This window comes from Coraliomargarita algicola, from assembly GCF_033878955.1.
Lineage (GTDB): Bacteria > Verrucomicrobiota > Verrucomicrobiia > Opitutales > Coraliomargaritaceae > Thalassobacterium > Thalassobacterium algicola.
On record NZ_CP138858.1, the window covers coordinates 5,081,740 to 5,102,035 of the forward strand.

Below are 20,296 nucleotides of genomic sequence, written 5' to 3' on the forward strand. Positions count from 1 at the left end.
TCCAAAAAGTATAATTCCCTCAATGGTTCTATGGCAGTATAGATTCCGTCAGAATTAAAAGAGAGCTTGTCTCATGGCAGTGAACTGTGGTTCTCTACGCCATGAACAATGTAACGTTTTAGGTATGCCAAAGAAGAAAACAGCAAAGTCGTCATCCTCGCGTCCAACTATCTTGGAGCTGGCGAAACTCACCAACTTGTCGCAAGGTGCGGTTTCGCGGGCAATCAATGGGCAAGGGGGAATCAGCGATACAACGCGCGAGCGCATTTTAAAAGCCGCACGTGAGATTGGATATCAGCCGAATCCATCGGCTCGAAACTTTAAGCGTGGTTACACAAAGCGTATCGGGATGATTCTACCCAACTTGGCGAATGCTAATTACTCTGAGCTGTATGAGCACTTGGACTTATCGGCTGCCGCTGAAGGTTATTCGTCGATTTTAGCCTTGGCGCATCAGTCCGCTGAGCGTGAGCGTAAATTACTTTTAGAGTTTTCGGCGGGTGAAGCGGATGGGCTTGTGGTCAACCCGGTTAAAGGTTTGGTTAATCTCGATATCTACCGGAAGCTAAAGGCTTGGAAGTATCCACTGCTGTTTCTTTATGTCGGACATGAGGATGAGTTCGACAGCCTCGGAGTGGATTATTCGTTTAGTTTACGTAAGGCGATGGAGTATTTACGCGATGTTGGCCACACGCATGTTGCCTATGTCGGGCCAAGTGCTGCGAATGCCATACCGGTCGGAAAGCACGATCAGCTGATTGCTGCCTTACAGAAAGTCGGTTTGCAGTATGATGCTGAGCTCTCCGTGTTTGAGGTCGATGCGTCTGAAGCGGGCGAAGCATCCTTTGCCCAGTGGCGTGCCATGGGGAAGCAACCAACTGCCGTGGTGGCATACAATGACCAAACCGCGATTTCACTCAGTATCGAGTGTAAGCGACAAGGCTTGAGTGTGCCTAAAGATCTGTCTATTTTGGGCAGTGATGATATCACATCTGCGGAAGCTCTAGAGCTTTCCACTTTGCGAGTGGATCGTGAAGTGATGGCGCAGACGGGATTTCGGATGCTGCAAAACCGTATCAAGAACTTTGACTCACCCATACAGCTGAAAAAGCTGCGGTCTGAGTTCTTACTCCGTAGCTCCATGGGCCCAGCTCGAAAGTAGAGGCAGTGTCGTCACAGTAGGCTGTGTCATTGTAGACTTTATAATTGCAATCTATAACGTTATATGCATATATTGTTAAATTCCTATTTTATCCTCAACGCTTTAGCCTTATGAAAGTCATCATGGTCATGTTTGATTCACTCAACCGGCACTATTTGTCGCCCTATGGTTGTGAGTGGACCCATACTCCGAATTTCCGGCGACTTGCTGAAAAGACTATTCGTTTTGATACTTCCTACGTCTGCTCGATGCCGTGCATACCGGCCCGTCGGGATCTACACACGGGACGGCCCAATTTCTTACATCGTGGTTGGGGGCCAATGGAACCCTTTGATGAGTCGATGCCACGCATCTTGAAGGAGAATGGGGTATATTCGCATTTGATCACCGATCACTATCATTACTTCGAGGATGGTGGCGCGAATTATCATACTAAGTATTCCAGCTATGAAGCCTTTCGTGGGCAGGAAGGCGACCCTTGGGTCGGACAGGTGCGCAATCCGGAAATACCTGCAGATGCCGCAGGGCGTCATGGACTGAATGGCTATGGTCCAGCGCGGCAGGATTGGATCAATCGACAGCACATGACCGAAGAAGCAGCTCAGCCACAAAGTGGTGTATTTCAAGCTGCTTTGGACTTTATTGATCGTAACAAGGGTGAAGATAATTGGTTTCTACAAATTGAGACCTTTGATCCGCACGAGCCGTTCTTTTCCCTGCCACAGTACAAAGACCTTTTCTTTGAGCCGCATTACAGGGATTACGATGGACCACACTTCGATTGGCCGAATTACGAAATGGTACAAGGGCGTCACAAGTTGGCCGAGCATTCGCGCTACGAATATGCGTCCTTACTCGCGATGTGTGATGCCAAACTGGGCGCCATTATAGATAAGATGGATGCCGAGAATCTTTGGGAAAATACCATGTTGGTCGTCTGGACCGATCACGGCTTCTTACTTGGAGAGCACGATTGGTGGTCGAAGATTATGATGCCTTGGTGGGAAGAAACCGCCCGAACGCCTTTCTTTGTCTGGGATCCACGTGTTGGTAAGCAGGGGGAGTCACGTCAGTCACTGGTGCAGCCATCCATTGATCTGGCGCCGACGATCTTGGGCTTCTTTGATCAGGAAATTCCATCGAGCATGACGGGGCATGATCTACGGCCCATCATGGAGACGGATACGCCAGTTCGTGAGTCAGCCATTTTCGGCACTTTTGGCAAGCAGGTTAATGTTACCGACGGACGCTATGTATACATGCGTGCCCAGCAGGAACGTCTATCGAAGATCACGGAATACACTCTCATGCCAGCGCATATGCGGACGCCTTTTGGCTGCGATAGCTTTTCGAAAGAACGCATGTCGTTGGCCGAGCCATTTGACTTCATGAAAGGCTGCCAGGTCATGCAAATCGACTGCACCGGGATGGGTTGGTCCGATGAAGCCTCTTGGGGGCGAGACACGCAGACATGCGAAACCGTGCTTTACGATTTGCAGACAGATCCAGAGCAAGAAGCAGCGATCCAGGATGCAGCCATTGAGTTGAAAATGAAACAAAATCTCACGGCTGAAATGGAAACCTGTGATGCCCCGCGTGATCAATATTCGCGTCTTGGATTGAACGCACCGGCATCGGCGCATTAGAGGCCTGGAGGCTGCGCCTAGAATCTTTCATTTGCATGACCTGTTTCAAATCTTGAGGCAGTCGAGGGAGATGAATTGTATCCAGACGCTGGGATTAAAGCCGAAACTCATATTCAAATCGCAGCGACCAATCCTAGTCACATCAAAGGTATATTTAGAATGCCAAAAGGATGAGTCTTTTAAACAGTCTTGGTATTGACATTTTTTGGTGTGACTGTTTGCTGGTGATATAACGTTTTATTTTCAGCTATATCCATCACGATTTCCTCGGGGCACAGGTTCCTCAATTGCTTGCTGAGTCATCGGCCAGATTATCATGAAAATACAATCCATTGAGACGATTCGGCTCGAAGCGCATCCTCGATTACTGAACGTGCGAGTGCTTACTGACTTCGGGATCGTAGGCTACGGCGAAACCTACGATAAAGTGCCGGGCAGTGAGGCGGCACTGCATGGGACGGTTGCGCCTTTGGTCTTGGGACAGAATGCATTGAATATCAATGCGCTGCAGGCCCTTCTTTTTGATAACATTCGTTACCATGGCTATCAGGGTGCGGAGTGGCGGGCATGGTCGGCGGTGGAAATTGCTTTGTGGGATATTCTCGCAAAAGCGCAGGGCTGCAGTGTGCGGACCTTATTCGGTGGTGAGGTGCAGATGACATTGCCCTGCTACAATACCTGCATCGGCTGGGGGGATTGTGAGGATTATCAATTATGGCAAAATGACCCGGCAGCGCTGGCCCTCGGTTTGCTGGAAGACGGTTATGGGATGATGAAAATCTGGCCCTTTGACAAATTTTCAGAAGCGAGTTTGGGCCAGCAGATTTCACGGAAACATGTGGAAGCGGGGCTCCAGCCTCTGCGTCAAATCCGTGCAGCCTGTGGTGACAAGATGGTGATCGGGATCGAAGGACATTCCCGTTGGTCGCTGCCCTCTGCCATGCGCATTGCAGCTGCTTGTGCCGTGGAGGATGTGGAATTTTTGGAAGATCTTTTACCGGCGCATGACGTAGCCTCACTGGCAGCAGTGAATGCGTCCACACGGGTTCCGCTGGTGGGATCGGAAACGGTGTTTACGCGCTATGCACTACGAGAGCTGATTGAGAAGCGTGCGGTGGATATCGTAATGATCGATCCGATGTGGTGTGGCGGTTTGTCGGAAACGAGAGCCTGTGCTCAGCTCGCGGCCACCTATGGGCTCCCCGTAATCCTGCACAATTTGGGCGGACCGGTGGCGCATGCCGCCGTCTGTCAAATTGCGTCGACGATTCCAAATTTATGGGCGATTGAAACCAGTCGAGCGCTGACACAATATGCGTACCCTACTTTGGGGGAGTATCAGCCGAAGCTCGTGGAAGGTCGAATGCCGCTGCCGTCGGGGAATGGCCTTGGTGCCATGTGGTCCCCCGCGATCTGGGAGGCGCATGCGCAGCAAGTAGTCACATCCAGCGGTGCGGGGGCGGCAGTGGGGCGGGTTAGCATGGGAGACCACTGGGAACGTCCGGAAATTCGTTAAAACAAAGGCAATTATGAGTATTGGAAATCAATCATTGGTAGGCAGACGTGCACTGATCACCGGAGCCGGCGAGGGACTGGGGCGAGGCATCGCTAAAGCCTTTGCCGGGCAGGGAGCCTCGGTCGCCGTCTGCTCGCTGAATGGTGAAGAGGCTGAAGCCACCGCTACGATCTGTGCCGAATACGGGGTGAAAACCTATGCAGCCGGATTCGATTTACTGGATGACTCGGCGACACTCGACTTTGCTGCCGAGTCCGCACGTCAGTTGGGCGGGCCCATTGATCTTTTCGTGCACAATGCCGCGGTCATGCCCGTATATCCCATTGATTCGATGCCGATGGCTCAACTGGATCTGGCCTTGAATGTCAATTTACGGGTGGCTGCTTTGTTGACGCAGGCTTTGGCCCCCGGAATGAAGTTGCAAGGGAAAGGGGCCATCTTGTATATGAGCTCGGGAATGGCCTACTATGGGATTGCCGAGCATAGTATTTACTGTGCGACCAAGGCGGGTCTGCTCGGTCTTGCGCGAGGCTTGGCTATGGAACTCGCGCCATTTGGTATCCGAGTGAATACGGTGAGTCCGGGGACGATTGATTCGCCAATGCTGAATCAGTTTATCGAAGGTCAAGGAGGCGACCAAGAGGCAACACGTGCTGCCTTCGATGTGATGCACCCTCGTGGGAGAGTCGGCACTATTGCGGAAGTCGCTGCGACCTTTGTTTTTCTGGCCAGTGATGCGGCCGCCAATATCACTGCCACAGACCTGCGTTGTGATGGTGGCTTGGCGGTCAAAGGGATTCAACCTGTGCAGAAATAGGGCTTACTAGAATGTTTTGGTGGAACTCCTTGTCCGCTGAATCCTATACTGCGATTCATTGTGAGCCAGGTTAAACGCAATTTTCGGGCGATCATATTGAGGTAGAGATTTAGCCTGATTTACAATTTCTTTTATAAGAGCAGTGAAATTTATTTGACATAGAAGGAAGTGGCAGGATATTGATATGTGCTATAACGTTTTATTCGATTTAAACACCTAAAACCCAATACCCTATGATTATGAAAAAAATGAATATCGGTTCTTCTGCTTTGGCAGTAGTTATAACTGGCCTCTCGTTGGCAACGACGACCAATTCCTTTGCGGAATTGCTGTCCTATGACGGTTTTGACCTTGGCGGCGGTGGCACGGCTTACACACAAGATGCAACTGTCAATGGCGCTGGATTTGGCACTGGATGGTCTGGAAATTGGACGGGTGGGGCTGATTACATTGCAGGTGCTGGTTCACTGGATATTGGTGGAGAGGCTACTGATTCCGGTGTTTTGACCTATGCGACTACTTCTAATAGTCAGACTATAAGTCGTGACTATATTACGACTTTTGGAGGGGCGACTCCAGCTCTGAGTGAAGCATGGTCGAGTTTCGTTTTTGAAAGAAATAATACGCGCGAACTTGTGATTAATCCATTCGCATCGGGTAATAACTATTTTGGTCTAAGGGTTGGGAACGGGAGTAGTAATATGTTTGCCCGAAATCGTGAATTTGGAACTGAAACCTTTTCGTTAGATAGTTTCTCACTTGTTACAGGAACCGATTATTTTGTGGTCTCGCAATTGCTCTTCAATGACAGTGGAACTAATGATGTCTTAAATGTATGGATTGTAGATGCTGCGAGCTATGACGGAACAATTTCTGAAACTGCCACGATGAGTGTCGCTGTCGATGTAGATACTAGCTATGATTCATTAGCTTTTTATGTGCAGAATCCACAGGATGGTGCTAATGCGTTCCGCATGGATGAATTTCGTTTAGGCACTTCCTTCGCAGATGTTGCGGTCATTCCAGAGCCTTCAACGGCTGCATTACTGACAGCTTTACTCTCCGTATGTTTGATTGGCTTTCAACGCCGTTCCAAAGTATCTAAATAGTATAAAATTTCAGCCTACGCAGTTTATTCTGCGTAGGCTTTTTTTTGAGGCGGAATTTATCGTCAATTCGCGTGATAAGTTAGTCGCCCCTTAAAAAAAAGTCGATCTAGTTGTGTATCAACTTGATGCGGTTTATGTATTTGTTTTAATCGACCATTAAACTCGCTTAAACGCTAGAAAACTGGTCATTTTAATGAAACCGAAGTCCCGCTCCGCCGAACCCGCTCAATTTTTCCAATAAGATTTGGATCATTTGCTCGATCAACGTCAGCCACTTTACAAGTTGGCCAACCAGCTGCCTTGGGAAGAGCTGGAAGAAGCCTTCGGGAGTTATTACAGCCAGATTGGTCGCCCGGCTTTACCGACACGCTTAATGGCGGGCCTTTTACTTTTAAAGCAGTTGGAGAATCTATCGGACGAACGAGTCTGCGCGGCCTGGGCACGCGATCCTTACATGCAATATTTTTGCGGCGAACGTTACTTCCAGTGGAAGCTGCCGTGCGAGCCGAGTGAGCTGGTTCACTTCCGTAATCGCATTGGTGGTGAGGGCGTGGAAAAGATCTTCAAGATGACGGTAGAATGCACGCTGATAAAGTGGCGAAGGAAGAAGAACTGGTGGCTGACACGACGGTTCAAGAGGCCAATGTTAAGTTCCCTACGGACACGCGCTTGCATGTGGATTGCATCGAGAAGCTCTGGCGTATGGGTGAGGCCGAGGAAGTTTCCTGGCGTCGTAGTTATGTGCGAACGGTGCCTGCCTTGTTGGCGCGTCTGCGCACCCGAATCAACCGTTTGGTGAAGGAGCGCAGGAAGTGCCGTCGTAAAATTAAAACGATCGCAGGCCGCTTGTTACGTGACTTTAAGCGTAATGCTGGCTCTTGCGGTGAGTTGCTCTACGCCGAGGAACTTGCATTGATCGAGCGTGTGCTCCGGCAGAAGCGCCACGATAAGAACAAGGTCTATTCCCTTCACGATCCGCAGGTGCTGTGCATCGCCAAAGGCAAGGGCCACAAAAAGTATGAGTTTGGAAGGAAGGCTTCGGTGACGATGCTGCGCGACAGCGGCGTGATCGTCTCGGCGGTCAGCTTCAAAGAAAATCTCTACGACGGTGACACCTTGGAACCTGCACTCGAACAGGCCTCGTCTATGACCGGAAAAAGCTTCGAAAGCGTCTTAGTGGACAAGGGCTATCGCGGCCGTAAAAACGTCCGTGGAACCGAGGTGGTTATCCCCGGAAAGATTAGCAAAAAGCTCAGTGCGTATCATCGGCGCAAACAACGAAAACGCAATGGCCGGCGGCGGCGATCGAGCCAGTCATCGGCCACCTTAAGAGTGACTATCGCATGGCTCGGTGCTTCCTGAAAGGAGCACTTGGGGCCGAACTTAACCTCGGACTCGCCGCAGCTGCCTGGAACCTCAAACAGTGGATTAATGAGCTTCTTTTTGCCCTCATTTTATGGAGCGAGCATAAATTCCAATCACGTAACATACACCTCCTAAACAAATTTTACTCGGCTCTTAGAGCCGCATAGTGCTTTTTAAGGCACGACTAAGTTACTGTTAATCCGGGTGATTCGCATCTTGCCCGATGTAATGCGTGAGTTGGCAATATAGAAAGTAGGACGCATGGATCCACAGCGAAAACGTCCGGCTCTTTTGGTCGACCCCATCACTCGGCGGCTAAATTGCGAACCATCCCAACAGGGATGAGCTTACAAAGCTGATTAAAGACGACGGAACTGTGCTTGGTTGTTTTTGTTTTATCACGACTTCCTTGGTCGGAAGTCGGCCTAAGCCAATCACTTTTTTTATTTTTAGCCCATCCCGATGGGGTGGCTGTGTCTTTATTTCTATTATTTCACATCTTTGAGTTTTGCGCAATAACGTATTCCTTAGTCGTGCTATAACCTATTACTTTCTGCGATTAATCGACAACAATGAAACTTGCGATTTTATGAATGATCAAAATTTCTTGTTTTTTCTAACTTTCTTATTGGCTCCTATGATTTGTAACGCAGCTGAACCAAGTAAAGGGTGACACAGGTTGGCCTGGATTAATTACATTAGATAGTTCTACGGAATATCCGTGGGCACTGATTCAGACACCAAGTAATCTACAGCTGGCAAACATTGGCCAGGCTAAACAAATCCGCGACGGCTTCAATCCAGTCAGCCATTGTCTTGCGTGAGAGCTGCGCGCCCCAATGCGCGGACATCTTCTCCTGCCGATACAAGGGGATATGGTAAAGGTATTTACCCAATGCTATATATGAGAGCAGCTCCGCAGAGGCGTAACTGTTGTCAATGTGCCGTTTCAGCGCTGGAGCAATCGTCGGTGGCCGTGAGCGATCCAACTTATGACGGAACCACGGGCGGATAATCGCACACTTCCACTAGGTGACTAGAGTCCCTTTACCGCAGGCCATCTGAGGCATTTGATCAATCAGTTAGCGCTGTAAATTGATGAATTCGAAGGTTTTTCAATTATCACTTTACAATGGCAAGCATAACTATAACGATTTACTTGATGCTCAAAGAAACAATACCTCATTGTCCCGTGCTCGACCCTTTCTTTGCCTTTTGCAAGCATGTCGATGGCGGGGAGTCGTGGTTGGAGTTGTTTCTACGGTTTCGTCGTGTATATGTTAGGACTGTTGCTGGTTGAATCGTCACCGTGATGCTTAAAATAGACTTTAGATTGATTGTTGTATGCCTGCAGGTCTGCCTCGCCATCGGGGCATTGCGAGCAGAGGAAGCCTATAGCCGTCAACAAGACGGATTCGAGGTCCTGGGAGCACGCAATGAATATTGGGCCATCGAGGTGGTTCCAGATCTTGGAGGGAAAGTCATTTCACTCCAAGACCAGGTCTCCAGGCGGGAATGGCTTTGGTCGCGATTAGAGGATCGCAGTTTGATGAAGGACCTTCGTTTCGGTTTCGGTAATTTGATGGGCGCCGATGAATTACTTCCTAATTTGAAGCCGGAGACTAGGCAGGGACACGCATTGCCTGATCATGGCGAAGTGTGGTCGAGTTCAGTTGATTGGGATGCGGATCTGCTTGAAAACTCTGGAACCTTGAAGACCTATTTGGATTTAAAGGTCTTACCTATTCGCTACATGCGCGAAATCAGCCTCGATGGCGCGATGTTGCGGATGCGCTTTATTGTCGAAAACCTGTCGGATAAGAAAATTCCGTTTTTGTGGGCCTGGCATCCTATTATTACGGTAGAGGAGGGGGACACAATGTATATGGATACAGTTCCGCCGAAATTTCGCGTTGTCGGGTATCCCGGGTTGAGGCAGGTTTCGATTGGTGATGTCATCACTTGGCCAGGATTGGAGGCTGGAGTCGATTTGTCACAATTATCCTTTCCGGAAATACCGAAAGCTGGAATTAAAGTCTACTCAGATTCACCATCTGATGGCCGTATCCTACTGTCGAACACTTTCACTGGATCAGCACTCACAGTTGAGTATGATCTGGGATACCTTCCTTATCTTGCCATTTGGTTGTCTCGAGGTGTTTGGGGGAATGCGCATCATTTAATTTTAGAACCCACCAACCGCTCCAGCGAATATCTGTCTGACGACACCGAGAAGCTGAAATCGAGCGGCTGGTTGCTTCCCCATGAACGGCGTGAATGGGAAATACGTTTGACGAATCACAGCGTCCGCACTTCGGAATGAACCGACTAGTGGCAACAATTTTATCCATTAGAATACACTATTATGAAATACCGACTTACTTTACTTCTGAAAATAATTCCAACAGCTTTTCTGAGTGCCCAAGGCCAAGGAGTTGTGCTGGATTCGAGTGCTACCGGAACGATTGACTGGGTGGCTGAAGTGCTCAAAGGTGGGGTGACTTCGATCGTATTGCTCGTGGTTGCGTTTATCGGCATCGTATTCTTTATCGAGCGACTCATCGTGGTTCGAGGCACGAACTTCATCCCGAAAGCTCTAGAAAAGAAACTTAGGAAATATACCACTGAGTCTGACTTCTCAGGAATCGAAGCAGCCTGCCGATCCAATAAAAGTGTTTTGGCCAAGCTCGGTGGCTATATCTCAACGCATACCCACATCCCTTTCGAAATTCTTTCTTTTGGGGTGACGGATATGATTGGCCGCGCCGTCAGTCGTCAGCATCTAAGAACCTACCCGCTTGCAGTGGTGGCTACGATCTCCCCGCTTTTGGGCTTGTTAGGAACGATCATTGGTATGATCGAGTCCTTCCAGAAAGTTGCCCTCATGGGGGATACCGGCGATGCGTCGGTCCTCGCTGATTCGATCGGTAAAGCACTGATCACGACAGCACTCGGACTGATCATCGCGATTCCATCGCTTGCTAGCTACCACTACTTTAAGTCGAAGGTCAATAGTTTTGGCATTCGCCTTGAAGAGTCCGTCGACATGTTAATGGCTCCATGGTTGCACCCTGAGGCGACGAAGTCTGCAGAAGAGAATCCATCAGCGTGACGCGCTGAAGTGCCTTCAAAGTGATGCCTCCTACCTACCCAAAACCGGTTTTAACAACCAGTAGCTCCTCACGAGCTGCCACCATTCGTCGTTTGCGGAGTCGGCGACGCAAGGATGAGAATATTGAGGTCGATCTATCACCACTCATCGACTGCGTCTTCCTACTACTTATTTTCTTTCTGGTCACCACCATGCTTAAGAAATTGGAAAAACAAATCCCGGTTGTCTTGCCAGACTATACATCCGCGCTCGCTTCAATTGCCGAGTCGGAGGCAATCATCTATGCCCTCGAAGCCGATGGAAGTTTTCTCCGAGGCGATGGATTGCGTCGAAATCGAGATGGTATTGCTTATTCGCCAATCGCTTCATTTGTTGCCGACCTGAAAACTGTGGCCGATACTCACGGCACGGAAATCGCTATTCGCTTAGATACGGATCGGGAAGTGCCTGTGCAGTTAGTTATCGATGCGCTAGACACATTGGCCTTACAGGGCTTTGAGCAAGTTGGCGTCCGCCTTCGTCATCTAACCTCTGAAGATTTTGCACTGGAGGGATATCGCTAATGAGTCATGGAAAATATGAAGACGATGAAGATGTGGCACTGAGTATGTCACCCTTGATTGATTGTGTTTTTTTGCTACTGATTTTCTTTCTAGTCACCACCATGTTGAAGAAAGACCGGAAGGAGGTGGAACACCTGAATCTTCCGATTTCCCGGTCGTCCTTGGAGGTTCCACCCGACGATACTGTTCTGGCTATTGCGATTGATGCAGAGGGCGAAATCTATCTGGAAGGAGAGTCGACTACGATCATGCAGTTGCTTGATGAGCTTCGCATTGTGGAGCAGGAGAATGATGGTCGTCGTATCCGATTGGATACAGATGAGAATACGCCGTTCTATCGATTTGTTGAAGTGCTAGATGCATTGAGCTTCCGAAATCTGAGAAACGTAGGTGTTCGAACCTACCATGAGAAATTTGATAAATAATGGGTCTGCACGGTAAATCTCCTCTCTTGATCGCATTGATCATTACGCTTGTTTTGAGCGTGGTCGCTGGCGTCGTGTTATATTTTAATGAGGACCTTCGGCAAACGACCTTCGCCCTGATTGAAGAGACCGTCAATGAAGAGGGGGAAGTCGTTAAAAAGGTGAAGGTTGAACGCCCCGAGCCTGATCGGGAGCAAGTGCGTGAGATTGCCCGAAATCAGGAACTGAAGAAGCGCGAAGCGCTCAAAGAAGACGCTCGTAAGCTGCGTGAAACTGTCATCGAAATCGAAGAGGTGGTAGAGACGCGGAAAGACTCCTTAGAGGCCTCGGATGCATGGGATCAGTTAGCCAAACAGGCTGGTCGCTTGATGGATCAATTCGGGAAGGTCTACTACTCGCGAAGTCGACTTTCCTTTCTAAACAAGGTGCCGGGCATGCAGAAGGCTTATTCGGACCTTCGGGAGTTTTCAGATCGCCACGCCAGCGAAATGAAAATACTGGCACTGGCAGAAGCTGTTGAAGACGCCGCTGCTTGGGAGGCCCTTGGTCAGGCTAGAAAACTGGTGGATGCGATTCATTCAGCGGGCGATCTCATGCGTCGGGGATATCAGGGGGCCACTTATATTGTCGATGAAAATGAAAAACGTAAGATGCTGAGATACATTACTAGCATCCTCGATGATTTGAAGCAATTAACCGAGGAAGGGGACGCGTATCTACGCGACTTTGAGAAACTGCTTTCGGAGGGGGCTACTGAGTCAAGCGATCCAACCCTTCTAGGGATGGATACGGAGACTGCCAAAGCCAGCGACGAGTCGCTCGTGAATGATTTACCTTCGGATGAAGATTTTGAAGCGATGAAAACGGCGGAGCTCTATGAATCGATACAAAAGATGACTGAGCGCTTCAATGCGGCATTTGCGGAAAATCAAGCTGCGGCTCTGGCAGAGCTCCAGCAAATGAGTTTGGAGGATGCGAAGAAGCATGTCTATGTGCCGGAGACGAATACCGGTCCGGATTTGAAGGAAGCGCTTTCGCAGAACCAACCAAATTCTAGCCAAGAATTTTCGGCGTTTAATGAAGCTTTGGACAAGGCTGTCAGCTCGAGTGAACGGATGAAGCGTCAGGCGGAGAGTCGCTTAAAAACCGCGCTCGGAAAGGATGCTTCCGATGCGAAACAGACAGCCGAACAATTGAGAACGGCATTGAGTCAAAGTGCTACGATCCGGGCTAAAATGTCTATGGCTGCGTCCAACCTTGGTCGTCAGGACGGGAACCTTCAAGACTTGCGGAGCTTGATGCAGGAGAGCTACAGCAATAGTTCAGCAGGAGGTGCCGGAGAAAGTGACGAGGAAGGTATGTGGAAAAGCGATGATTATGATGCCGCTTCCTTTATCGAGACGAACAGGTCAGATAGTAACGTAAAGCCCATCCGCTTGAATCAGCATCAAATCTACGCTCAGTCACTTCCCGGTCGCCGTTTCGATATGGAGTCAGAACGCAAGGGATGGATCTTCATCGATACCTGGTATATTATCGGGCCTTGGGATCTGGTTCGTGGTCAGGAATTCGAGAATCCATTGCCACCCGAGTCCTTTGTCGATCTGGATGCGACTTATCAGGGGAAGTCGCATCCTGTAACAAAGAAGCCGATCGAATTGGAGTGGCGATTTGTGCAATCAGAAAATTTGCGGATTAAGCCGCCTGACGAGATGAATTCTGCTGTTTATTTTGCCTACACGGAAGTCTTTAGTGAAAGTGCGCTCGATGTGGTCGTCGCAGTGGCCAGTGATGACAGAGCCAAGCTCTGGATTAACGATCTCGTAGTTTTTCAGGATGTGGGATTGTCTGCGTGGCAAATGGATGAGGGCTTTCGCCGTGTTTTGCTGAAGCCTGGCTACAATATACTTCTCGTTCGTTTAGAAAACGGTCCAGCTGTGACCAACTTCTCAGTGTTGATGTGTCCTTTTGACGCGTTGACGCAATAGATGAAGGGACAACTTTATGAACTGTTCTACTTGCCAATGACTTACGGAAATTAGAAAAAAGCGCCTTGAAGACGTAAATGACCATTTTCTTAGCCACGTTGGCGGGCTGGCTGAACCGCAGACAGCTTGACGTGATCAACTATTTGCATGCCGAGAATGAGATACTCAAAGAACAGCTGGAGAAGAAGGATGTGAAGTTGGCTTTGAGCAATACCCAAAGACGGAAACTTGCAAAATGCGGCAAGAAGCTCGGGCGCAAGGGACTGATGCAATACGCGAGTATTGTCACGCCGGATCGGATTCTCTACTGGCACCGTAAATTGGTGGCACTCAAATATACGGCGAAGCGCAAGATCCAAACGGATCGGCAAAAAGAGATGGAAACCATCCGTGAGTTTTGCATCAAGTTCGCGGAAGAGAACGCAAGCTGGGGTTATGGACGCATCCAGGGTGCGCTCTCGAATCTCGGTTACGAGGTCAGTGAAACCACGGTCGGTAACATACTTCGAGCCGCAGGTATTCCTCCATCTGAGGAACGTATGAAGAAGTCTACTTGGAAGCAATTCGTCCGCTCGCACATGGCGACGATGTGTGTGGCGGATTTCCTCACCACGGAGGTTTGGACGATGCGCGGCCTTGTCCGCTATCACACGCTTTTCGTCATGAACCTCGCCAAGCGCAAGGTGCAGATCGCTCAGATCAGCTGCCAGATGAATGGTCAGGTCATGGCACAGGTCGCCCGGAACCTCACTGATTCGGAAGATGGCTTCTTGGATAAGATGGAATACTTCGTCTGCGACAACGATCCGCTGTTCACGAATGAATTTTGCGAGACTTTGGAAACTTCAGGAGTGAAGGTCATCAAGACCCGCGTCGCGACACCTGAGCAGAATGGCTATGCTGAGCGCTTCGTGAAAAGCCTGAAAGAGGAGTGCCTTGACCGTATGATATTCTTCGGCGAGCGCTCGCTGAGGAAGGCGATCAATGAGTATGTTGAGCACTATCATCACGAGCGTAACCACCAAGGTTTGGATAATTTGATACCGTTTCCGTATGCCTCTGAAACAAAGGGCAGAAGCGGTTCAGTTGTAAAATTTGAACGGCTCGGAGGGCTGTTAAACTACTATCATCGAGAAAACGGAGAGGAGGAACGACTGGCCGGATAGCAAAATCATAAGAACCCGTGATCGAAATGATCGAAATAATGCAAGGAAATCGACCCGAATCGGAGCCTGATTGGCCAGCCACGCCAGCCGTCCTTCATGATTTGAAGTTGATCGACCCTATCCCACACGATGCGGAAAGCCTTCAGTCCAGAGAAAAAGACCCTAATGTAGGTCGTGACACGGCTTCTCTCTTGTGGCCGGATTCATGGATTAGCTTAGGATTTGCGAACTTGGCGATACTGGTTAGGCTGGATTTCCTTATGTAAGCCCCTTATTTGTAGTAACTTAGGGGGGGGGGTGAACTGGTATCGTTGGTTCGTAATTTAGTAAATATGGCGGAGAAGGAGGGATTCGAACCCCCGGTACCCTTTCGGGTACAACTGATTTCGAGTCAGTCACATTCGGCCACTCTGCCACTTCTCCTCAGGAAGGTGAGCAAGAAAGGGACCTATTGCCCGCTTGGCAAGCCTGGACTGTGTTTGATTTTAATCTTCTGGTAAAAATTCAATTGATACCATGGTTATTGCGGTCCAAGCATGCTGGGGGAGCTTTCGTCCGGCATGCGACAGGCGGTATCTCGGCTTTTTTAGGCGGCGACCGTTTCGTGTAGTTTGAGCTGTTCCAGTATCTCTGTGTATGTTTGACCAGAAGCGGGTATGTTGCCGATAATGCTGCTGCGGTGTCGGAGTAACCATTCGGCGGCTTTGCCTTCGCCAACTATGTTCTGGTCGACGTCGAAGAGGCGCCGCCACTCGGTGACTCGGTCGAGATTATAAGCGTTTAGGCGGAATTGACGACCATCGTGATCGGTATCGATACTTAGTTTTTCGGCTAAGTCGGCGCCTTCTAGCATGCCTACATTCATGCTGAGTATGCCAGCAGGTGCAGCCATGTGGGCGGCGTCACCTGCGAGCCAAATGCGCTCGTGACCAAAACTTTCAGCAAGGTGCTTTTCGAAGTGTACCATGACGCGCCATTTTACATCTTGAGAGGAACCGATGAACCAAGGGGCGTATGTGCGTAGTAAGTGGTCGAGATGTTCATTGCTCAATTCGGAGCTTTCCTGCGCTTGATTATCGACCATACCGTGATCCTTGTTGAAGGAGTGCTTCTGCGCAAAGTTCGGTGGCATCTGGAAGCTGAAGCGACAGCGTCCATTGCCGAGTGGCCAATATATGTGGGTCTTGTCATGATCGACCATCATGCGCATTTCGGTGAGTAGGCGGGTGTTTGTTTCAAACTCGAAGACCGCGTAATCCAAGCTGGATTTGATTTCAGGGAAGGCGATGCCAGCTGCCTTGCGTGCCATTGATTCGTAGCCATCAGCTGCGATCATATAATTGGTCTGATATTCGTAGACCTTTTCGATTTCCTGTTCGGTGTGTGAGATGGCATATCCGGTGGAGCCTTCTAGTAGATGGTCGACGGTGAAGTGTACACCTTCAGCGCTCGGGGTGATACAGCGTGCGCGATGGTTCCACATCGGCTTGTGGCCTTTGCGGGCGAGGCTCTCGACCAAGATGGTCTCTAGTTGGCTTTGAGGTATGACAGCCAGGAAGGGATATTTGCCGGAGAGTTCGCTGTAGTTGATGATGGCGCGTTGTTTATTCGCTTGGTCGAAGATTGTGGATCTTCGTAGTCGGAGGGCGTGCTTGAGCACGGGAGCTATCACGCCGAGAGTGTCGAGTAGCTCTAAGGTATCTGGATGTAGTGCAAGGGCGTAGCTATGGGCGTGGGGGCTTGCTGCACGTTCGAGCAGGGTGAAGTCCATACCTCTGTCAGCGAGGATATGGGCTGCGGTCAATCCAACGGGACCAGCGCCGAGGACTGCGATGTCGACTGATTTTTTGTTGAACATAGCATCATGGGGTTGAGGTTTACGTGGAGCTACAATTCGTAGCTTTCGCGCTTAGCTCTAATTTAACTGTTCAACGCGCAGAGGTCAATTTTCGGTGCTTGATACTTACAATTGATAAGCCCTGCTATCGGACCCTATTATATATATAGAGAGAGAGTCGTTTGACGCGATTTATGCATCGCGTTTGCGAATTAATATGCGGCCCTCGTAGGTCCAGCGGGGCGTCAGCACTTTGCCGCGATTAATTGACTTGAGGCTGAATTCGATTGTGCGTTGTTTGCCATCGATCTGTATCGGGCATTGATAGGTTTTTTCCGGCCAGAGGTCAGGATCGGGAAGTTCGGTTGCAGCATCGTTGAGCTGTTGTAGATTCGGGATAAACTTCGCGCTGCTGCGTGAACGATTTTTCGTTTTTTGGCGGGTGCTGGAAGCTGGAGAGCTGACGGGTTTAGAAGGCATATCAGGGAATGCTTTTAGTCAGGCGAATTTTCAAGATTTTCACAAACTGAAATTTTAATAAAAATTCGCTTGATCTAGGCATTTTTATCCATCTACTAGCCGCCTTAACACGTGATGGCGCGGTCGCCAAGTGGTAAGGCCGAGGACTGCAAATCCTCTATCGTCGGTTCGATTCCGACCCGCGCCTCCATCACATAAGAGCCCTAAATTTAATGACTTAGGGCTTTTTGTTGGTAGCTCCTGAGATTCGGAATGGTTGTTTCATTCGGGGGGGGCTTTTCTCGTTCACTTTGGTTGATGTATCATTTATGTTTTACTGGAAATGAGCCCACCTTGTGTTTGGCGGTAGGAGCGAGGGGTGTGTTGTGTGAATTCTTTAAAACGACGGTTGAAATTTGATAGATTGTTAAAGCCTGAATCATATGCGATTTCTGTAATTGATTTTTCAGTTCCCAATAGGCTCGCGCAGGCTCGTGAGATGCGCAATTCGTTGAGGTGGTGTTGGAATTTTCGGCCAGTTAATCGTTTGAAGTAGCGACAAAAGGCCGGGGGCGACATCTTTATCCATTGAGCTGCTTCTGCTTGAGTGAGTCCTGGTTCGTGAGAGGTCTGCTCTAGTTTCCTGAGTCCTAATTGCAGGCGAGTATCCTGTAATTCGACCTTGCCGCCACTCACGGACTGCGGGTTAAGCTTACGTCCACTTTCATCTCTGGCTAATAGATCTAGCAGATTGAGTAGTCGAGCCAGAGGCATATCTCCAGGCTTTGGGGTTTGAATGTGAACTAGGAACTCGGCTGCTTGTGCAGCAGTTTTATTGGAGTAAAGATAGCCACAGCCTGCGCGCTCGAGTAAATCAAAGATACGATTGTTTTCGGGAAGCCGCCAGAATTCATTTCCCCACACTGATGGACGAAAGTGAAGAGTGGTCCATTTCGCTCCCTTGCGTTGGCTGGGAGCGGACCCATAGGCGTGGGGGAGGTTGGCGCCTACTAAAACTAATTGTCCCGCTTGATAGGGGACCAGCGCTCGGCCCGCGTGTAGTAGTCCTTCCCCGGATTCGATCCACACTAATTCGACTTCAGGGTGGAAATGCCAGTGGAAATCTACGCATTCCTTTTCAAATGTGGTGGTTTTAAGTCCGTACTGACTGGCTGCCAGAAGTTCGATTTTTGCTTCATGTGGCAACATGCTCTCAGATTATATTTTTTTAATAGGGTGAAGGATTATGCTAGGGACTCTTACTATTGGCTTCAGTTTGCGCTTCTGGAGCTCGTGGAGGTTAATTTAGTATTGTTATTGTGCAAGCTCAAGGCAGTTTTTTTCTGCCGCATGCTGTAAGGTTTAATTCAATATGATTGCTTTAGCTATAGTTGCGCACCCCGATGACATTGAGTTCATGTTGGCCGGGACTTTGCTCCAATTGAAATCGCGTGGAGTCGAAATTCACATGATGAACTTAGCGGATGGTTCTTTAGGGAGTTCTACTTTAAGTCCAGAAGAGTGTGTCCGGGGTCGTTGGGAAGAATCACAGGCTTCGGCTAGCGTAATGGGGGCGATGATGCATCCGCCACTGTTTCCTGATCTAGAGGTTTATTATAATCAAGAGTCGTTGGCTAAAGTCATTGCGGCAGTTCGGCGAGTGAAGCCAGACATTGTACTAACTCAGGCGCTTGCGGATTACATGGAAGATCATCAAAATAGTGCGCGATTGGCGGTAACTGCCGCAATATCTCGTAGCATGAAGAATGCGAAGTGTGATCCATTTGTTGAGCCGTATGATAAGCCGGTAGCCGTGTATCACGCGATGCCACATGGACTACAGGATCCCTTTGGGCGAACGGTGACGCCAGAGCGATTTATCGACATTAGTGATGTGATCGCTACAAAGACTGCCATGCTGAACTGCCACAAGAGTCAGGCGCAGTGGCTTGAAGACACGCAAGGAATGTCCGTTCTCGAAACTGAGATGACTGAGATGGCTACAGCGATGGGGCAGCGTTCGGGAGCGTTCTCGCTGGCGGAAGGTTTGATACGCCACAATCCATTGGGCTTCGGACCGTCTGACTTTGATCCGATCGCTGAACTGCTAGGATCTTCCTGTCTTAAAAATTCAAATTTTCACAAAAACGATTAACTGAACCAATAGATTAAATTATGCCTAGACCAATTAGTAAACTAGCCGAAGGGTGGTGGGATTACACGACTTTGGAAGCTGACCTTCTGCAAGACGCCGCTCGCTTGTCGGCGAAGGATCTTGAACAATTATCACGTCCTGGGTTCACGGTCCGGATCTATGATACACCGCAAGAATTATACACGGCTCAAGCGCTGGAGTATTTGAATGCGTGGAAGCAATCAACGTCGGATAATCCTGTTGGAATTTGCGGTCCCGTTGGTCCGACGGAGCAACTGCCACTGGTTGCTCAGATGGTGAATGCATTGGATATGAATCTCGGAAAGCTAGATGCGCATTTCTGGGGCATGGACGAATGGTTGGAGAATGGAGTTCCGGTTGAAGAGTCCCATCCCTTGTCGTTCGCACGCTGTGATAACACCCAGTGTTTTGATCGTATTCGAGAGGAGTTAGCGATGCCGACTGCGAATAAGCATTTCCCTAGTGGAGACTTGCAGGCATATAGTGATAGCTATGATCAAGTGCGTTGTGCGTTGATGCAAGGTGGCCAAGGCGAGATTAAACACTGGGCATTCAATGATCCTTTGCCACGTGAAGGGCAATATGCCGATGCGCCGCCTACGCCCGAAGAGTATCGGAAGTTGGCGACACGTATTGTCAAACTGCATCCAGTTACGTTGATACAAAATGCGCGTACCAGCGGTGGTGGCAATGTCAGTATGATTCCAACCCATGCCGCCACAGTGGGGCCTCAGGAAACCTGGAAGGCTGACGCTGTTTCCATTTGGCATCCGGGCCACCATGACAATCCATTTGGTATGCGTTTGAGTGCATTGATGATTTCAAAGAAGATTGCCGATAGTGCGGTTCCAATGTCCTTGTTGGCGGATCACCCTGAAGTGCGTTTTAGTTTCCTTCGTTCTGGTATCGGAGATGTCGTGGTCGATATGCACTAGTCGTTTGGCATCCGTATGGG

19 protein-coding genes, 2 tRNA genes and 1 pseudogene are annotated in these 20,296 nt (G+C 49.4%); 17 read left to right on the plus strand and 5 right to left on the minus strand.

Translation table 11 applies throughout. The features are described 5' to 3' along the window. Positions 1-124: 124 nt before the first annotated feature. The 8 genes and pseudogenes from SH580_RS20750 (at position 125) to SH580_RS22300 (ending at position 7,782) form a co-directional block, all read left to right on the plus strand. A complete protein-coding gene (locus tag SH580_RS20750) occupies positions 125-1,162 on the plus strand; it encodes a LacI family DNA-binding transcriptional regulator (protein WP_319832726.1) in 1,038 nt (345 codons plus the stop codon). 110 nt (positions 1,163-1,272) lie between these two features. Further along, positions 1,273-2,808, plus strand: coding sequence for a sulfatase (locus SH580_RS20755; protein ID WP_319832727.1), 1,536 nt, complete (start codon positions 1,273-1,275; stop codon positions 2,806-2,808). Between the two features lie 316 nt (positions 2,809-3,124). After that, positions 3,125-4,324 carry a mandelate racemase/muconate lactonizing enzyme family protein gene (locus SH580_RS20760; RefSeq protein WP_319832728.1) on the plus strand — a complete coding sequence of 400 codons (1,200 nt, stop codon included), beginning with the start codon at positions 3,125-3,127 and terminating at the stop codon, positions 4,322-4,324. Positions 4,325-4,337: 13 nt separating this feature from the next. Further along, a complete protein-coding gene (locus SH580_RS20765; RefSeq protein ID WP_319832729.1) occupies positions 4,338-5,141 on the plus strand; it encodes an SDR family NAD(P)-dependent oxidoreductase in 804 nt (267 codons plus the stop codon). 239 nt (positions 5,142-5,380) lie between these two features. Continuing rightward, positions 5,381-6,250: a hypothetical protein gene (locus tag SH580_RS20770; protein WP_319832730.1), complete on the plus strand. Its 870-nt coding sequence runs from the start codon at positions 5,381-5,383 to the stop codon at positions 6,248-6,250. A 253-nt stretch (positions 6,251-6,503) separates the two neighbouring features. Beyond that, a pseudogene (locus SH580_RS22270) lies at positions 6,504-6,773 on the plus strand (transposase); the annotation flags it as partial. Between the two features lie 56 nt (positions 6,774-6,829). Beyond that, positions 6,830-7,612 (plus strand): transposase, encoded by a 783-nt coding sequence (locus SH580_RS22275; RefSeq protein ID WP_425607106.1) that lies wholly within the window; start codon positions 6,830-6,832, stop codon positions 7,610-7,612. Further along, positions 7,567-7,782, plus strand: coding sequence for a hypothetical protein (locus SH580_RS22300; protein ID WP_486599294.1), 216 nt, complete (start codon positions 7,567-7,569; stop codon positions 7,780-7,782). Before SH580_RS22275 ends, SH580_RS22300 begins: the two co-directional genes overlap by 46 nt. A gap of 582 nt (positions 7,783-8,364) precedes the next feature. On the opposite strand, the gene SH580_RS20780 is transcribed toward SH580_RS22300, so the two are convergent. Further along, positions 8,365-8,604, minus strand: coding sequence for an IS66 family transposase (locus SH580_RS20780; RefSeq protein WP_319832731.1), 240 nt, complete (start codon positions 8,602-8,604; stop codon positions 8,365-8,367). 323 nt (positions 8,605-8,927) lie between these two features. Between SH580_RS20780 and SH580_RS20785 the strand changes: the two genes are divergently transcribed. The 6 genes from SH580_RS20785 to SH580_RS20810 all read left to right on the plus strand — a co-directional run bounded on the left by SH580_RS20785 (position 8,928) and on the right by SH580_RS20810 (position 14,869). Continuing rightward, entirely contained in the window at positions 8,928-9,938 is a 1,011-nt protein-coding gene (locus SH580_RS20785; protein WP_319832732.1) for an aldose epimerase family protein, read from the plus strand. Between the two features lie 42 nt (positions 9,939-9,980). Beyond that, the gene (locus tag SH580_RS20790) at positions 9,981-10,727 is read left to right on the plus strand and encodes a MotA/TolQ/ExbB proton channel family protein (protein WP_319832733.1); all 747 of its coding nucleotides are present in this window, start codon (positions 9,981-9,983) and stop codon (positions 10,725-10,727) included. A 23-nt stretch (positions 10,728-10,750) separates the two neighbouring features. After that, a complete protein-coding gene (locus SH580_RS20795; protein WP_319832734.1) occupies positions 10,751-11,290 on the plus strand; it encodes an ExbD/TolR family protein in 540 nt (179 codons plus the stop codon). Continuing rightward, the gene (locus SH580_RS20800; RefSeq protein WP_319832735.1) at positions 11,290-11,715 is read left to right on the plus strand and encodes an ExbD/TolR family protein; all 426 of its coding nucleotides are present in this window, start codon (positions 11,290-11,292) and stop codon (positions 11,713-11,715) included. Before SH580_RS20795 ends, SH580_RS20800 begins: the two co-directional genes overlap by 1 nt. 26 nt (positions 11,716-11,741) lie before the next feature. After that, positions 11,742-13,703: a hypothetical protein gene (locus SH580_RS20805; protein ID WP_319832736.1), complete on the plus strand. Its 1,962-nt coding sequence runs from the start codon at positions 11,742-11,744 to the stop codon at positions 13,701-13,703. Between the two features lie 77 nt (positions 13,704-13,780). Then, the gene (locus SH580_RS20810; RefSeq protein ID WP_319832737.1) at positions 13,781-14,869 is read left to right on the plus strand and encodes an integrase core domain-containing protein; all 1,089 of its coding nucleotides are present in this window, start codon (positions 13,781-13,783) and stop codon (positions 14,867-14,869) included. Positions 14,870-15,202: 333 nt separating this feature from the next. On the opposite strand, the gene SH580_RS20815 is transcribed toward SH580_RS20810, so the two are convergent. The 3 genes from SH580_RS20815 to SH580_RS20825 form a co-directional block, all read right to left on the minus strand. Next, positions 15,203-15,292, minus strand: a tRNA-Ser gene (locus SH580_RS20815). Positions 15,293-15,455: 163 nt separating this feature from the next. Continuing rightward, on the minus strand, positions 15,456-16,727 hold the full coding sequence (locus SH580_RS20820) for an FAD-dependent oxidoreductase (protein WP_319832738.1): 1,272 nt from the start codon (positions 16,725-16,727) through the stop codon (positions 15,456-15,458). A 171-nt stretch (positions 16,728-16,898) separates the two neighbouring features. After that, positions 16,899-17,186, minus strand: a complete 288-nt coding sequence (locus SH580_RS20825; RefSeq protein ID WP_319832739.1) for a hypothetical protein — start codon at positions 17,184-17,186, stop codon at positions 16,899-16,901. Between the two features lie 116 nt (positions 17,187-17,302). On the opposite strand from SH580_RS20825, the gene SH580_RS20830 reads away from it, so the two are divergent. After that, a tRNA-Cys gene (locus tag SH580_RS20830) sits at positions 17,303-17,376 on the plus strand. Positions 17,377-17,492: 116 nt separating this feature from the next. Here SH580_RS20830 and SH580_RS20835 read toward each other — a convergent pair. Next, entirely contained in the window at positions 17,493-18,374 is an 882-nt protein-coding gene (locus SH580_RS20835) for an AraC family transcriptional regulator (RefSeq protein WP_319832740.1), read from the minus strand. Between the two features lie 163 nt (positions 18,375-18,537). Here SH580_RS20835 and SH580_RS20840 point away from each other — a divergent pair, with 163 nt between their 5' ends. Beyond that, positions 18,538-19,320, plus strand: coding sequence for a PIG-L deacetylase family protein (locus SH580_RS20840; protein WP_319832741.1), 783 nt, complete (start codon positions 18,538-18,540; stop codon positions 19,318-19,320). A 20-nt stretch (positions 19,321-19,340) separates the two neighbouring features. Further along, positions 19,341-20,276, plus strand: a complete 936-nt coding sequence (locus tag SH580_RS20845) for a sugar phosphate isomerase family (protein ID WP_308950920.1) — start codon at positions 19,341-19,343, stop codon at positions 20,274-20,276. Positions 20,277-20,296 lie beyond the last annotated feature (20 nt).

What these genes read in the sequence shown, in the direction of transcription:
- SH580_RS20785 (WP_319832732.1), top strand. Translation starts at nt 8,928, where the DNA reads ATGCTTAAAATAGACTTTAGATTGATTGTTGTATGCCTGCAGGTCTGC.
- SH580_RS20840 (WP_319832741.1), top strand. Translation starts at nt 18,538, where the DNA reads ATGATTGCTTTAGCTATAGTTGCGCACCCCGATGACATTGAGTTCATG.
- SH580_RS20770 (WP_319832730.1), top strand. Translation starts at nt 5,381, where the DNA reads ATGAAAAAAATGAATATCGGTTCTTCTGCTTTGGCAGTAGTTATAACT.
- SH580_RS20820 (WP_319832738.1), bottom strand. Translation starts at nt 16,727, where the DNA reads ATGTTCAACAAAAAATCAGTCGACATCGCAGTCCTCGGCGCTGGTCCC.
- SH580_RS20825 (WP_319832739.1), bottom strand. Translation starts at nt 17,186, where the DNA reads ATGCCTTCTAAACCCGTCAGCTCTCCAGCTTCCAGCACCCGCCAAAAA.
- SH580_RS20810 (WP_319832737.1), top strand. Translation starts at nt 13,781, where the DNA reads ATGACCATTTTCTTAGCCACGTTGGCGGGCTGGCTGAACCGCAGACAG.
- SH580_RS20845 (WP_308950920.1), top strand. Translation starts at nt 19,341, where the DNA reads ATGCCTAGACCAATTAGTAAACTAGCCGAAGGGTGGTGGGATTACACG.
- SH580_RS20800 (WP_319832735.1), top strand. Translation starts at nt 11,290, where the DNA reads ATGAGTCATGGAAAATATGAAGACGATGAAGATGTGGCACTGAGTATG.
- SH580_RS20790 (WP_319832733.1), top strand. Translation starts at nt 9,981, where the DNA reads ATGAAATACCGACTTACTTTACTTCTGAAAATAATTCCAACAGCTTTT.
- SH580_RS20760 (WP_319832728.1), top strand. Translation starts at nt 3,125, where the DNA reads ATGAAAATACAATCCATTGAGACGATTCGGCTCGAAGCGCATCCTCGA.
- SH580_RS20765 (WP_319832729.1), top strand. Translation starts at nt 4,338, where the DNA reads ATGAGTATTGGAAATCAATCATTGGTAGGCAGACGTGCACTGATCACC.
- SH580_RS20835 (WP_319832740.1), bottom strand. Translation starts at nt 18,374, where the DNA reads ATGTTGCCACATGAAGCAAAAATCGAACTTCTGGCAGCCAGTCAGTAC.
- SH580_RS20755 (WP_319832727.1), top strand. Translation starts at nt 1,273, where the DNA reads ATGAAAGTCATCATGGTCATGTTTGATTCACTCAACCGGCACTATTTG.
- SH580_RS22275 (WP_425607106.1), top strand. Translation starts at nt 6,830, where the DNA reads ATGCACGCTGATAAAGTGGCGAAGGAAGAAGAACTGGTGGCTGACACG.
- SH580_RS20795 (WP_319832734.1), top strand. Translation starts at nt 10,751, where the DNA reads ATGCCTCCTACCTACCCAAAACCGGTTTTAACAACCAGTAGCTCCTCA.
- SH580_RS20750 (WP_319832726.1), top strand. Translation starts at nt 125, where the DNA reads ATGCCAAAGAAGAAAACAGCAAAGTCGTCATCCTCGCGTCCAACTATC.